Origin of the sequence: Shewanella seohaensis, assembly GCF_023283775.1 — a bacterium.
Lineage (GTDB): Bacteria > Pseudomonadota > Gammaproteobacteria > Enterobacterales > Shewanellaceae > Shewanella > Shewanella seohaensis.
The window spans coordinates 290,957-305,959 of the sequence record NZ_JAKILE010000003.1 but is presented as its reverse complement, the minus strand read 5'-3'; the positions used below and the strand labels follow the sequence as shown (position 1 = coordinate 305,959).

Sequence of the window (15,003 nt, the reverse complement as noted above, 5' to 3'; positions counted from 1 at the left end):
GCCGCAGATGTCCCAGCGATTGATATCCCTGCTGAAGCCTGTTGAGCACTCATGGCAGCAGTACCTCAAGGGCCATCCCCGTGGGTAAATTCTCTCCCTCTGGCGCAATATCAATATCGGTGAGATACATCAGTCGTGCCCTATCACGCTCATTTAACGCATAAAAAGGAGTGTAAGCCGGTTGACTGCGAATATTACGCACAGTGCCTGCAATAGGCTGGGTGCGGCCATCGACAAGGATCTTCACTTGGCTCCCCGCCTTAACCCTATCGAGCCAAGTTGCTGGCAGATATACCCGCACATAGGGATGTTCAATTGCCAATAAACCAATGAGTTGACTACCTGCGGCCACCCTGTCACCCACCCGCCAAGGCAAGGTATCCACCACTGCGGGTTTCGCCGCTACTAGGCTTAAATCCTTGAGGGCTTTTTGCTCCTGCGCCACGCCTGCCATCGCCGCCTCGACTGCGGCTCTGGCTTGCTCGAGTTGCTCGCTGCGGGTGCCGTTTTGCAGCAGTCTTAGGCTCTGCTCGGCTTCGGCCTGCTTGGCAAGGCTGGTATCACGCGCCGCGCGCGCCGCATCTAAGTCCGCTTGGCTGAGCACCTTAGTCTTAAATAACTGTTGCGTACGCTCAAAATTCTGCCGCGCCTCTTTCACGCTGGCATTGGCGCCATCGAGGGCTGCGCGGGCTTTATCTATGTCTTCCGAGCGAGCACCCGTCACGGCTTCCTCTAGCTTGGCCTGCGCCTGTTTAAGCTCGGCCTGACGCTGGCCAAGGCGCGCCTGAGCGGCTGTACTATCCAGCTCGAGTAACACTTCCCCCGCCTGCACTTGCTGGCCTTCGACCACATTAATCCGCTTGATCAGCTCCCCCACAGGCGCGGTGAGGGTTAACCTGTCACGCTCGACGGTGCCCAGCACGCGGGGCGATTCATCGCCGCAGGCCGTCAATTGCAGCAACAACGCCGCGCCCAATAAACTCGCCACCAGCTTGCCCCATCCTCGGGGAGAAGGTTGCCGCACCTTAACCGACCTAACTGTTAACCTATTGGTTAAAATCATAATTCACTCCTAGGTTCACGCATCACCCCCTGCGTAAATACCTGCATATTGTGTAGCGCTAACCGTTGTAAATCCGTGCCACTGGTACTAAATAGGCCAAACTGACGCATTAATACCGGAGGCGCGATCAGCGGAAACACCATTAAACTGACAAAACTGAGGCGCACAAAATTGGGGTCTAGCCCCTCCTTGAGAATGCCAGCGCTAACAAATGAGGCTTCGAGCCATTGGCGCGAGAGGGACAGCATTTGCTCAAACACAGACAACATGATCCGATAGGCTTCGGTGCCATCGCTCTCCTGCAGCACACGGACAATCAATCGCGGTAATCCGGGGTTGGGCGCCATCACCCGATAATAGGTTTGCATTAAATCGCCCACATTATTAGGCGCTTGCGCCGTGGACATTTCGCGTAAACGGGTAATCACAGGCTCGAGGGTTTCGCGCACCATCTGCTCAAACAGCCCAGCCTTAGAACCAAAGTAATAACGGATAAGCGCCGCATCCACCTCGGCCACTCGGGCAATTTCACGGGTCGACACTGTGGGATAACTGCGTTCACTAAAGAGGCTGACGGCGGCGGTGATCAGCCGTTGGCGCGCATCTGAGTTGCCCTTAGGGCGGCCTGCCGCCTGGGAGGTGTCGGCATGGGTAGCAAATGGCACCACCCCACGGGGGCGGCTGGGAATAAGCGACATAACCAGCTCCAGCAGAATTCATCTATTGATGAATATACTGAAAAGCTGCTGGAAAAGGCAGCAGTTAAATTCCTCATTTTGATTCAAATTGAGGAATTTAACCTAAAAGGCTTAAGGTAGAGCTTTCAGCCGCTTAAGCCACTTTTACCTCTCACTGAACGGCTCAAACGCAGGAGTTGAGCTTAAGGCTCAAGGCTGTACAGCTTACGCCCCTTTAACGATGGCACTTAAACGTGCGATAAATTGCTGCACAGCTTCAAGGGTATCGAAACTAAACGCCAATCCGTAGTGGGTTTCGTTAAGGCTCTTATGTAACCGCTTGGGAAAACGCGTCATTTCCGCATTGTGGTAATAGTCATACTTGGCATGTACGCCCGCTAAGGTGGCTAACTCGCTTGAAAACACCTCAAAGGCTGGGCGAATAATCAGCTGCGCGGTTTTGCCCTCCATATGCAGATAAAATGCTTCCTTGGTTTCCGGCAACATGTATTCGGTAATGCTCTTCACCGAAAAATTGCTGCGACAATTCAACTCGGTTAAACAGCGGCTCATTTCCTGTTGTGTAATAGCCAAAAGTGCCTCCTGAAAGTGTAAACATCTTGATATACAGAACAATAAACTGATTAGCCTATCAGTGTTAATAAAAATAATTTCCCACAGCTTTAGGCAAATTTAAACAGCTTAATACGCTATGCGTTTTATTAGCGTTTACTGATCAAGTAATTAGCGTGTCCATCCACCCTATTAAAACACAGTCAAAAGATTGTCGCTATGTCATTAAATTGTATGGTGAATTTTTGCTTGCCAGCAGAAAATGTTGCGACTAGGTTAATAACCCAGAGTGGACGTCGGGCCAGTTTAACCCTCGATGCTAAAGCCTAGTAATGATGTGTTTTAGGCTTCCATTCCCAAGGTTTCGCCGTATTGATTAAACCTGACAAACGCTTGCCATGCCGAACGCTGCGACTTAACGCCATTCACCCGACACTCAATGGCCGTTAGCAATGGACTGCAAGGCCGTGCTCAATCACTAAGAGATGAGAAACACCCATGAAGATAAAAAACACCTTAATGCTCTTGGGTCTGTTAGCTGTCAGCCCCGCGGTATTTGCTGCAACGGGTATCGCCTTTGTCCACGGAACGGGGCACCAAACCAATGCGTTAGCCGACTATTGGACATCGGAGTTTGTTAACTCGGTGCGCCAAGGGATCCCCGTTCCCAATAATTACACTGTCATCAACTGTGACTTCGACCAATATATGTGGGAAGAAACGGCTGCAGGCTGTCTTGCCACTCAGCTCAATAGCTTTATTCAAGCCAAGAATATTGATGATTTAATCCTGCTCACCCACTCCAATGGCGGCAATGTGGTGCGCTGGATTTTATCCAACCCCACTTGGGACAGCCGTTATCCTGCGGTGATCAAAGCCACCTCCAGAGTCATCGCCCTCGCCCCCTCGAGTGGCGGCACGCCGCTGGCCGATGCGGTCAATCAAGGCAATGTGTTCGAAACCAGCCTAGGTTGGCTCTTAGGTTATGGCAGCAATGCGGTCAAACAGCAGCAAGTCGGCTGGATGGCAAACTACAACAACACTTGGCTCTATGGCACCTCGGGTCGCCCAAGTTTAGGTAAACCCTTCGAGGTGGTTGTCGGTTCGGATGTGGATTCCGCCATTTGGGACAGCGACAGCTACTGCGCTGGCTATCAATATCAAGTCGCCCTCGAAACCACCCAAAACTGGCTCGATAGCTGCTCCGACGGCTTCTTAAATTGCAGCTCGCAAAAAGCCGCAGGCACAGTCTGGTTTACCGATAAACAAAAGACCCGAGGCCAAGAACCGTTAAGCCATCAGCAGAGTCGCCGTGCCTGCTTTAACTTAGACACGCTGATCCGCAACCATATTTAAGGAGCCTAACATGCAACCTTTTACACTCCGCACCTTAAGCAAAATGGTCAGCCTCGTTATCTTAGGTGGCCTGCTCGGTGCCTGTCAGGATGAGGCGCCCGCGCCAGAGCCACAAAAAGAAGCCAGCCCAATGTATGCCAAGGGCTTAACCTTAGCCGCGCCGACGCAGAGCGATCTTGTCGATACCAATATCGCCTCGCCAACCCTAGCGCCGATTAATACCAGTACCGATTACGTCAGCTTTATCACTCCGCTCTATGGCGAATACCAAGCCAGTCAGCCCGTGCTTGAGCAGGCAAACCAGAGTGATGAGTATTGGCTCAATGTCACCGGCGCCGAGCTAAATGCTGGTGTGCAACTCAACTTAAGCCAAGCAGGCAGCTTAGTGCGGATTGCGCCCCGCGGCGATGTCAGCACAGGCGCCTTAATGCATGCCGATGCCGTTGCCCCCGAGCGGGTGCAAATTCATCGGATAGGCCAAACACCGCAGGGGAAAAACGCCAGCCCACAAGCAACGGAATCCTTGGTTAAATCGCTGGTGAGCGCCGACGCCTTAGCCAGCGCAGGCTTAGCCGATGACTCCAGTGCCCTGCAAATGTCTGAAAAGGCCACGGCCGGAGAATATCGCCTACAAGTCAGCCAGCCCTTAGTCGCTAAGGCCAACTATCTGGTCAACGTGAAGGAAAAAGGCTCGCCCTATCAACTGAGCATCAAGACGCCGAGCGCGATTGCGGCCGATGCCCAAACGGTTGGGGTAAAACTCGCCTTAAGTCATAGCGATAATCAATTTGCGCCTCAGGCCAAACTCAAGCAAGCCGATGGCACAGAGCAAGCGCTGACCATGGTGAAACAGGGGGATGAATGGCAGGCTTTAGTGCCCGCAGACTTACCCCTTGCCAGCAGTAATGCGGGGCTGAGTGAAATCGAAGTCACAGTCCAGACTCAGATCGATGGCCGCCCAGTACAACGCACGGTGAAAACCGCGTTTAAGTCCTATGTGAACTCGGCCAGCATCAAACCCGAAGTGCTAACCGTTTGGGATAAAGGCGTACCGAATCAAGTCAACTTTGAGCTAGATATCGCCGAAGCGGGACGCTTTGGTTTGAGTGGCGTGCTAACGGGCACCAATGCCGAGGGTCAAAAAGTGGCGATCATGCGCACCCAAGCAGCCAACTGGTTAACGCCCGAATCCCCCAAACTCAAGCTGATGTTTGACCCAACGCTCATCCAAGCATCGGGCCTGCAACCGCCCTTCGAACTCAACGAGCTAGAGCTGCAAGACCAAGGGCAAATGGCGCGGTTAAGTTTTCAGGCCAATGCACTGGTGCTTACTCGCTAACTCAATTGAACCTAATCCCCATCCATTTCTCCCTTCGCAACCGCTTTGAGTGCCCACCTTGGGCACTCTTTTTTTTTGAGCACTGTCGCGAACCAGCCTCTGCGCAAGCTGCCTCAACTTAATAACAAAGATTGCCGAGTGATAGCCAAAACCCGCAACCCTGTGATAAACAGAGCGCTAAACCACGCAATATCGTCACAATGACGATATAAAATTTACATTGATTACCTAGGGTTATTCCTTTTAAATAACAAAGGGTCTAGGCATAATGTCAATGTTTTGACGTCATGCGAAATGATGACACTCAATGTACAAAACGCGCTAACAATAAAAATAACAGCGACTCGCGGCTCCCTATTTCCCGCCTGAGTCGATGCTCAAGCAATGGAAATCCTATGAGTGACAGCACATTTTTTTTGGGTGAATGGCAAGTTAATCCCAGCGCCAACAGCCTGCTTCTGGGTAAGCAAGTTAAACAGCTTGAGCCTAAGGCGATGGATGTGTTGTTATTTCTCTGCCAAAACGCCGGTGAAGTGGTCAGCAGCGACGAGATTGTCAGCCATTGCTGGCCGGGGGTCGACACAGGTGATAATCCACTGCACAAAATTATCAACCAGTTACGTCGCGCCTTAGGCGATAGCGCCACCGAATCCCGTTACATTGAGACCATCCGCAAACGCGGTTATCGCACCTTAGCCGAGGTGCGTTTTCCCGTCGGCCACGAGGCCAGCGCCACGCCACAGACCTGGCAAGGTGGCTCACCGTTTCCGGGCCTGCAAGCTTACAGCGCCAACTATGCCGACGTGTTCTTCGGCCGCAGCGAACAAATTAGCACGCTGCTGAATCGCATTAGCCAACAAATCCAGTTTGGCCGCGCCTTCTGCTTAATTTTAGGCCCCAGTGGTAGCGGTAAATCCTCCTTAATTAATGCTGGTGTATTGCCTAACCTCATGGCCGCCAATGGCTTTAATGGCGTCGGCGTTGTGGCCTATAGCAGCCTCGATTTTGCCGATGTCAGCAAGGGACAACTGCTCACCGATTTGGCTAGCGCCATGCTCGACTGGGAGCTAAACGACACCCCAGTCTTTGAGGGAATGAGCGCCGATACACTTGCCGCCAAGCTTGAGCAAGATCCACAGAGCATTGTCGATATATGCAAACAAAGTCTTAAAAATCAGACCTATGCTACGCCACGCTTTGCCTTATTTATCGACAGATTAGAGGTCTTATTATCATCGCCGCTGTTTAGCGACGCCGAGCGCAGCACCTTTATCGAGCTGTTAGAGCGCCTTGCCACTTCCCATGCGGTGTTGATTTTAAGTGCCTGTCGCAACGACTTTTATCCGTTGCTGGTCAATTACCCCAGCCTGATGGCAGGCAAAGCGCGTGGCGCCCATTTCGACTTAGCGCCTCCCACTCGCACCGAACTGTTGCAGATGATCCGTCTGCCAGCCGTTGCCGCCAATTTAACTTGGGAAATCGATAGCGACACCGCCATGCCGCTCGATGAAATGCTCTGTAGCGATGCCGCCAGCAACCCAGATGCGCTGCCTATGCTGCAATACACCTTGCAGGCGCTGTACTTACAACGCAGCGACGATGACAAACTATTGGTTTCTGTGTATCGCACCTTGGGCGGTATCGAAGGCGCTATCGGTAAAAATGCCGAGCAGGCCATCTCCCATTTAACCGAGGCCGAAAAAGCCAGTCTGCCGCGGATTTTGTCCCTGTTAGTCACCCTGCGAGAGGATGAAAAATCCATCACCAGCCGCACCGCCCGCTGGTCGCAATTGCAAAGCGCGGCCGAAACCGCCCTAGTGCAAGCCATGGTCGATAGCCGCTTATTTGTGTCCCATCTGCAAAATGGTGAACCCTGTTTTAGCATCGCCCACGAAGCTCTGCTGCGCCGCTGGCCAAGGGCGACGGCGTGGATCAGCGAACATAACGACAGCCTTAGCATTAAGAGCCGACTACAGCATTTATCCCAGCGCTGGCTCAGCGAGGCTAAACACAGCGCCTATTTGCTGGCCGAGGGGAAACCCTTAAAAGAAGCCCAAAGCCTTAGGCAAAACCCCTTGTTTGACTTAGACGAGCGAGAAACCGACTTTATTGCCGCCTCCAGTAAACGCGCCACTATGCTGCGCTGGACGAGGCGCATCACAGTCGCCCTGCTGTGCGTACTCACCTTAACCTCGGTCATTATGAGTGCTCGCAGTATCGAAGCCGAGAAGCTGGCCCAGCAAAAACGCCTCGCCGCCGAAGATCTGCTCGGGTTTATGGTGGGTGACTTCGCCGATAAGATGCGCGGCATCGGCCGGATGGACTTACTCGATGGGATCAGCAATAAAGCACTGGAATATTTCACGGATTTCTCCAGCCAAGACGATGAGAAGTACTTAAGCTTCGACGCCCGCTTCCAACACGGCCAAACCCTAGAGGCCATGGGTGAAGTCGCCTATTCACGCAATAAAATCGATGAAGCCCGCAGCGCCCTGCTCGCCGCGCAGGAAAAAATGCTGCCGCTGCTCGAATTGCAGCCAGACAACTTAGCCCTGCTAAAAACCTTGGGCGCCAATGCCTTTTGGTTGGGCCAGCTTAAATATGATGTGAGTGATTGGGCCGCATCGCGCCCCTTCTTCGAGCAGTACTTAGCCTATAGCCAAACCATGTATGCCCTAGCGCCAGAGGATAAAGATGCGCTGATGGAGCTATCCTATGCCCATAACACCTTGGGTTCTGTTTCGATGAAACAACAGGAGTTTGCTAAAGCACAGCAAGATTTTGAGGAGTCGTTACGATTAAAGCTATTGGCACTGGCCAAAGCCCCCGAAGATAGCCAACTAATTGCCGATGTAGCCGATACACGTTCTTGGTTAGCAAGTGCATTAACCTCCCTTGGCGATCTCGATACTGCTATCAAACTCCAAGAAGCAACTCAAAATCAATTACTCAACTCTCTAAATCAAAATGATGCCTATATGAGAGATAGATTAGCCAGTACTCTAGGCAGATTAGCAGAGTTACTTGAATATAAGGGAGAGTTTACATCTGGCCTCGATAAACTATTACTAGCAAAAGAAATTATTGAAAAATCATTAGCCATGGATTCAGGGAATGAAGTATGGAAAAGAGATTTATTTCATATTCGCACAAAAATATTTCTTTTGAACATTTTAGTTAATGACTCTAGAGTTAACGAAACCTCTAAATCTCTTTTAGATACACTTGATACGGACTTAGTATCAATCAGCGAAGTAAAAAGAGAGCATTTACGAGCCAATGTTTTATTAGCTATTGCAATCAAAGAAAAAAACAGCAATGTTAATAACGGTTATAACGAGCTAACAGAGTCTAATGTCATATTTAAAAAATTAGCCAACAACTTTCCTGACGACAAGGATTATCTCATTGGAGTTGCAAAAACAAACGTAAATCTTGCAATAAGATACTTGGAAAACGGAAATAAAAATACTGCTTTTAAGTTATGTAACCAAACAATAGAATTATTAAAACCTTTAATAGAAAAAGACCAAAACCCTCAAATAGTAACCCCTTATTTAGATTCGGAACGCTGTTTAGAAAAATTAGATATTAAAAACACCCCAATTAAACAACTGTAATTCAAAGAGGAAAGTCAAAATGATAACACCACAAGGTGCAGCTCAATTTGTTAAAGTCAATGTTACCTTAGAAAATGGTGAACCAGTATTTATCTATACTGATGCCAGCGGCGAGCAATGCGCAGGTGATGTCACCATCACTCAAGCTAGCACTGTAACCTATTTGCTGAATGACCAAACCGGTAAAGGGCTAAAATTTGTCGGTGTGGGTTTTGTGACCCCATTCGATGAAGTTGTCGATGCGGTCACCATCAGCAGCGATGGTATGTTAGTACAACTTGTCGACCTCGACAGAACGCCTGGTACTACAAAGTTCCAATTTGTATTAAGCAATACCACCAATACTCTATTGGTATTAAGTCCGGACCCACAAATCATTAACAAACCAAATTAATTTTTATTACAGAATAAGTAGGGACAGCCATGTCTTTTGTGCTTTGTCCCCTCTTCTACTCGTCTTTAGATTATCTTCACCTTGTCTGTTTGGAGCGAGTCATGACCTCGGCAAGAAGAATGCTCATAAGTGGGGACAGCCATGTCTTTTTGTGCTTTGTCCCCTCTTCTACTAGTCTTTAGATTATCTTCACCTTGTCTGTTTGGAGCGAGTCATGACCTCGGCCAGAAGAATGCTTATCGATGCCAATACAACCCCCTTCTATCATGTGATTAATCGCTGTGTCAGAAGGGCTTTTTTGTGTGGTGAAGATAAACTCTCAGGGCGCAGTTATGAGCATCGACGTGGCTGGATTGTCGGTAAAATCAAAGCTTTATCTGCGATATTTTGTATTGATATTTGCGCTTATGCGGTGATGAGCAATCACTATCATTTAGTGCTTAAAATTGACGTCGAGAAGGCTAAATCGTTAACGCAAAAAGATATTATCAGTCGCTGGTGCCAAAAACCAAGTGGGGACAGCCATGTCTTTTGTGCTTTGTCCCCTCTTCTACTCGTCTTTAGATTATCTTCACCTTGTCTGTTTGGAGCGAGTCATTGCATTTAAACACAAGCAAGGTGGCAAATGGTGTCGAGGGATAATAAGTAGGGACAGCCATGTCTTTTGTGCTTTGTCCCCTCTTCTACTAGTCTTTAGATTATCTTCACCTTGTCTGTTTGGAGCGAGTCATGACCTCGGCCAGAAGAATGCTTATCGATGCCAATACAACCCCCTTCTATCATGTGATTAATCGCTGTGTCAGAAGGGCTTTTTTGTGTGGTGAAGATAAACTCACAGGGCGCAGTTATGAGCATCGACGTAGCTGGATTGTCGATAAAATCAAAGCCTTGTCTGCAATATTTTGTATTGATATTTGCGCTTATGCGGTGATGAGCAATCACTATCATTTAGTGCTTAAAATTGACGTCGAGAAGGCTAAATCGTTAACGCAAAAAGATATTATCAGTCGCTGGTGCCAAATCACTAAAGGCCATGCCATTGCCACTAAGTATATGAATGGTGATGCATTAATCGACGGAGAACGCATGTTACTCGATGCCTTAATTGTCGAATGGCATGAGCGCTTATCCAGCATATCTTGGTTTATGCGTTGCTTAAATGAAGAGATTGCCCGTAAAGCCAATCGAGAAGATGAGTGCAAAGGCGCCTTCTGGGAAGGTCGTTTTAAATCCCAAGCTTTGCTAGATGAACAAGCCTTACTAGCCTGCATGATGTATGTGGATTTAAATCCTATTCGAGCTGGCATTGCCGATTCTTTGCAATCCTCTGATTTTACATCGATTCAAGAACGTCTGAATGCACTTTCATCTAACAGCGTCACACCACTGTCAACCCAACCCCCTGTAGATAACACTCAGCCATTACCACATAAACCCCTCGTAAAATTTGATGGTGCAACGCATCTCCATCAGCAAACGGGCATCCCCTTTCATTTTGCCGATTATCTTGACCTTATCGATTGGACCGGCCGCGCTATCCGCCATGATAAAAAGGGCTTTATTGATAATCAGCGACCTAAGTTACTTAATGAATTAGGCATAGCATCCGATGCCTGGTTACTTTCAGCCAAGGAGTTTCGCCGACAGTACAGTGGCATAAGCGGTCGATGGGATGCAATGTGTGCATTTAAACACAAGCAAGGTGGCAAATGGTGTCGAGGAAAATCCCATAGCCAAGCACTACATCCCGAGCAAACTAATGGACTTACATTGCATTAAATTGACCCAATAACAAGTATTCGACTCAATCTTGAGGCTTCAGATTAGGGGCTATTTAGCCCAAATTTTGCGAGATGTAAGCAAGCCCCAAGCTAACCACGCTCCTAATCGCAGACAAAACGACTCAGAAGGTAAAACTTAAAACATTTAAAATCAATCAATTAAACCAGAAGGTAAGCAGAAGGTATCTTTTCTTCCGCCAGAATAAAGTCATCCTCAGAAAAGCGCCTAGCGCAGATGATTAAAGTTCACGGAGAAAGATAACAATGACAAACTCACCGAAACTGGCTCGCCAACAACCAGCCTTATCAATTGTCGATGATGCTGTATTGCCCGCAACTCAACCTGCAAAGAGTGCCGAGTTACCGCTGAACTTTTTCGAGCATTCGTCCCTCGAGACCATTGAGCTCTTTATTCAACATTTAACCGAAGCCGTGCTCTTAGTGAATGCCAATGGCTTTATCCGTTCGTGCAATCAACGCAGTGCCGAGCTGCTCGATTGCCCGCAGGCGACTTTAAAGGGCCAAGACTGGCGCAATTTTTTGACCGAACATCATCAAGCGCGCTATGACAATCTTCTGAGTCACGATGTGCAATTAGGCACCAACTGCGGTCACCCCGTGCAGCACCCAGCGCAGGAAACTACGCTGATCTGCGCCTCTGGCAAGGCCAAAGATGTGGAGTTGTCTATCTCTTATATTCCCAGCCATGAACCTGTGTTTGTGATGGTAATGCACGATTTAACTCAGCATAAGGCGGAAAACCAAAAGCTGCGTAAGTTGGCTGCCACCGACTCCCTCACCCAACTGGCGAACCGTCGCTATTTTGATGAAATGCTGCAACAACACTGGGAAGAATGCACCGCCAAACTACGCCCTATCAGCGTAGTCATTATCGATGTGGATTATTTTAAGGTGTTTAATGATCAGTTCGGTCATATCCAAGGTGATGAATGCCTTAGAAAAATTGCCAAAGTGATCGCCACTATTGTGCCTATCGACATCGGCCTTGCGGCCCGTTACGGCGGCGAAGAGTTTGCGCTGATCCTGCCTAATCACAATGCCAAAATGGCGCTGACCATAGCGCAAAAAATTCAGCAAGGGATTAATAATATTCGTTTTACTGACCAAGGACTCAGGGATTATGTCTCGGTAAGCGCCAGCCAAGGGATTGCCAGTGAAGTCAATGGCCAGTTCCGTACCTCACTCGCCATGGTGTGCGCCGCCGATACCGCGCTTTACCGCGCCAAGGCCGATGGTCGTGACCGGATAAACGCCTCACTGTAGGTCGCCACGATTGCAGCTTAAGCAATTGTCAGGGAATGAAATTAAACAAGGATGTTGCCGATGAAAACGCCGAAAACACCCCATAGCGCTTCGGATACGTTAATCAACACTGTGGCTCAAGCACAGAGCCAAGAGACAACCGCCTCGATGAATTCACTTTCCTTAACGCCATTGCCCCTCAGTCACACACTCGATGTATTTACTTTTCAGGCGTGGGTGAAAACCCTGCAGGGCGGGACTGTATTTCAGTATTGCGACCAAGCCAATTATCCCAGCTTTATCGTACAAGTTACGCCACTTGGCCATATTGAGATTCGAGTTAATAGCCAGTTATTACAGATTGACACTATATCCACCTTAGGCGGCTTAAATGATGGTTATTGGCATTTATTATCCATTACCTACCAATACCATGAATTAAGCTGTTTTATCGACGGTGATGAAATCCATTTACAGCAGCATTCAATCCCCTTAACGGATGAGGCTAAATTAAAATTTGCCACGCAAACCACTACGGATTTTGATGGTGAGATAGTTAATATTAATTTGATTGAAACCTGTTTAACCGAAGCCGAAATTTTAGATTGTTATTTACATCCACACCAACAAGCGGCGCTGATTGACAGTAATTTATATATTTATCCTAAAAAACATGCAAAGCATGAACTCCAATTAATGCCAACCCAATTGGCAAGACAGGAAGTCATGCTCATTATTTTTAATGAAACCGAATATAGTTTTAATAAGCAGAATTTAAACAGCAACCACTTTAACAAGCAGCTACCCAGTATTATTCCCGCCCATGAACGCTGCGCGTATATGATTGAATCCAGCAGTGATAATTGGCCACATTTTATTTATAAGGCGAATTATCAGGCGAAAGAAAGTGCCGATATCAAACTGAGCTTCGATATTTTAAAATCCCTCACGCCCCATCGCTCGCACATTGATTTACAACTGAGCAATGAACTGGAATTTGATTGTTTTATCAGCCAGTCGACCTCGAGCCGATTAACGGCCGAGATCCGCATCAGTGAAAATATAGTCACCCGACAAGCTAAGCATTTTATGCGCTTTATTAACGAAGTGCGCAGCCATATTGCCAGCGACCATATCATTACTGATGGCCAGTATTATGCAGAGCAGGATTTTTGGGTGAGCACGGGACAACAGATGTTGGCCTACGAAAAAGCCTGCCAACTGTTTAATCGCCGCTTGCAAAAAAAGCCCCTTGCCATCATCAAATGCCGCAGCAGCCAAGAGGTAAAACTGGTCTATAAGACGGCGGTCGATTATCACCTCGCCATTAGCGTGCGCTCTAGCGGCCATGATCACGAAGGGGAAAGTGGCGAAACCAATAGCATAGTGATCGACTTATCCTCGATGAACAGCATAGAGCTCGACCCCATCAGTGGCATTGTCGCCATTGGGCCAGGTTGTACCATGCAGGCCTTAACCAGTTATCTGGCGCAAAAGGGCTTAATGCTGCCCCACAGCACCAGCGCCTCCCATGCCTTGGCGGGCTTTATTATGGGCGGCGGTTGGGGACCTTGGTGCCGCAAATACGGCATGTGCTGCGAAAGCTTAGTGCAGGCGGAAATCGTGTTGGGCATAGGTGAAACCCAAGTGGTCTCGGCGGCCAATAAGCCCGAACTCCTTTGGGCGCTCAAGGGCGGCGGTGGCCTAAGCTACGGTATTGTCACCCGTTTTTTTGTGCAGACCTTTGCCCTGCCCCCAAGCCTGTTGAAATTTGAGCTGGAGTGGAACCCGTATCAGAAGGACAGCCAACAGCTGCGCGAAACCACCCCGACCTTAAGATTATTGGAGCGTTGGGAGCAGATTATTCTGGCCGATAATCTGCCTTGTTTGCTCGGGACTAACCTTAAAATTCAAGCCAAACCCGCCCTGTTGCAAGGGGTAAAACCACCATTAAACACTGTGGTGCAGGCGCCCCAAGAGGCTAAACATAACTGCATCATGTACGGCTATTGGGAGGGCAATCCCGCAAGCCTTGCGCACTTTATTAAGGCCCAGTTTAGTGAAGTCGGTTTAAAGCCTAACCGGGTGCAAATGGCGGCCATGGGCGGCTTAACTCAATCCTATGGCGACGAATTGATGGAGAGCTGGAACCGCGAAGCGATTCAGGATTTACAACCCGTCTTAAACCATAGATTGGCTGAACTGCTTAATGATAAGGACATACAACTCTATAAAAATCAGCGCCAACATTCACAGGATCTACTCAGACCCGCGCCCCATAGGGTGACATCACGCTTGGCCCATGCACAGGGGCTAAAACAGGGGCATATTGCGCTTATCGACAGCCTCACCTCACCCCAACTGATTGATGGCAATCGGCAATTAGGCTTGTTTACCTATGTCACCCTAAGCGCAATTGCCGGTGATTTTTATCGCACGCTTGGTGAAGTACAAAAAAGCCAGAGCGCCTTCCCCTACAAGGAGCAGGCCTACATTATTCAGTATCAAGCATGGTGGAATAGTGAACTCCAAGAGCAAGCCTTAATGCAGGTGAACTCAGTGTATCCCCGAGTGAATAAGGCGCTCGACTGGATAGACACCTGCCGCGATGCCTGCATTGCCAATAGCGCTGGCGCCTTTATCAGCTTTAAGGACAATACCATCCCGACCGCACGCTACTTTGGGCAAAATTACCAAATGTTGCAGCAGGTTAAGGCCAGTTATTGCCAAGACCCCTTAAATCATTTTCGCTCGCGTAAGTCGATTGTGTAGCTGAGGATTGATGGCTTGCTAGCGCAGTCAACCCATCAATCTCGGCTTGTGTCGGGCGGTCTGCTTCTTTATCACACCGCGCCAACACAGCGTTCGCAATAGCACTCGCCTAGGCGGCATTTTTAAGGCAAACTCAGCTCCCTTCGTCGTTGAATTATTTGCATT

At 48.8% G+C, this 15,003-nt stretch carries 10 protein-coding genes and 1 pseudogene; 8 read left to right on the top strand and 3 right to left on the bottom strand.

Annotated features, from left to right (window positions below):
* Nucleotides 1-49: 49 nt before the first annotated feature.
* From L2713_RS05130 to L2713_RS05120, 3 genes are all read right to left on the bottom strand, one after another.
* Nucleotides 50-1,063: an HlyD family secretion protein gene (locus L2713_RS05130; protein ID WP_248967172.1), complete on the bottom strand. Its 1,014-nt coding sequence runs from the start codon at nucleotides 1,061-1,063 to the stop codon at nucleotides 50-52.
* The gene (locus L2713_RS05125; RefSeq protein ID WP_248967171.1) at nucleotides 1,060-1,761 is read right to left on the bottom strand and encodes a TetR/AcrR family transcriptional regulator; all 702 of its coding nucleotides are present in this window, start codon (nucleotides 1,759-1,761) and stop codon (nucleotides 1,060-1,062) included. The genes L2713_RS05130 and L2713_RS05125 overlap by 4 nt, the downstream gene beginning before the upstream one ends.
* A 204-nt stretch (nucleotides 1,762-1,965) precedes the next feature.
* Entirely contained in the window at nucleotides 1,966-2,313 is a 348-nt protein-coding gene (locus L2713_RS05120) for a hypothetical protein (RefSeq protein WP_011623329.1), read from the bottom strand.
* A gap of 498 nt (nucleotides 2,314-2,811) precedes the next feature.
* Here L2713_RS05120 and L2713_RS05115 point away from each other — a divergent pair, with 498 nt between their 5' ends.
* The 8 genes and pseudogenes from L2713_RS05115 to L2713_RS05080 all read left to right on the top strand — a co-directional run bounded on the left by L2713_RS05115 (nucleotide 2,812) and on the right by L2713_RS05080 (nucleotide 14,838).
* Complete coding sequence (locus tag L2713_RS05115; protein WP_011623330.1) at nucleotides 2,812-3,669, top strand: lipase family protein; 858 nt, start codon at nucleotides 2,812-2,814, stop codon at nucleotides 3,667-3,669.
* Between the two features lie 10 nt (nucleotides 3,670-3,679).
* Nucleotides 3,680-5,008, top strand: a complete 1,329-nt coding sequence (locus L2713_RS05110) for a DUF4785 domain-containing protein (RefSeq protein ID WP_248967170.1) — start codon at nucleotides 3,680-3,682, stop codon at nucleotides 5,006-5,008.
* Between the two features lie 395 nt (nucleotides 5,009-5,403).
* Entirely contained in the window at nucleotides 5,404-8,628 is a 3,225-nt protein-coding gene (locus L2713_RS05105; protein WP_248967169.1) for an nSTAND1 domain-containing NTPase, read from the top strand.
* Nucleotides 8,629-8,647: 19 nt separating this feature from the next.
* Entirely contained in the window at nucleotides 8,648-9,022 is a 375-nt protein-coding gene (locus tag L2713_RS05100; protein ID WP_208659380.1) for a DP-EP family protein, read from the top strand.
* Nucleotides 9,023-9,236: 214 nt separating this feature from the next.
* Nucleotides 9,237-9,539, top strand: a pseudogene (locus L2713_RS05095) (transposase); the annotation flags it as partial.
* A gap of 212 nt (nucleotides 9,540-9,751) precedes the next feature.
* On the top strand, nucleotides 9,752-10,801 hold the full coding sequence (locus L2713_RS05090; RefSeq protein ID WP_248967168.1) for a transposase: 1,050 nt from the start codon (nucleotides 9,752-9,754) through the stop codon (nucleotides 10,799-10,801).
* Nucleotides 10,802-11,067: 266 nt separating this feature from the next.
* Nucleotides 11,068-12,087 carry a sensor domain-containing diguanylate cyclase gene (locus tag L2713_RS05085; protein WP_248967167.1) on the top strand — a complete coding sequence of 340 codons (1,020 nt, stop codon included), beginning with the start codon at nucleotides 11,068-11,070 and terminating at the stop codon, nucleotides 12,085-12,087.
* Between the two features lie 60 nt (nucleotides 12,088-12,147).
* Complete coding sequence (locus tag L2713_RS05080) at nucleotides 12,148-14,838, top strand: FAD-binding oxidoreductase (protein ID WP_248967166.1); 2,691 nt, start codon at nucleotides 12,148-12,150, stop codon at nucleotides 14,836-14,838.
* The last annotated feature ends 165 nt before the right edge of the window (nucleotides 14,839-15,003 follow it).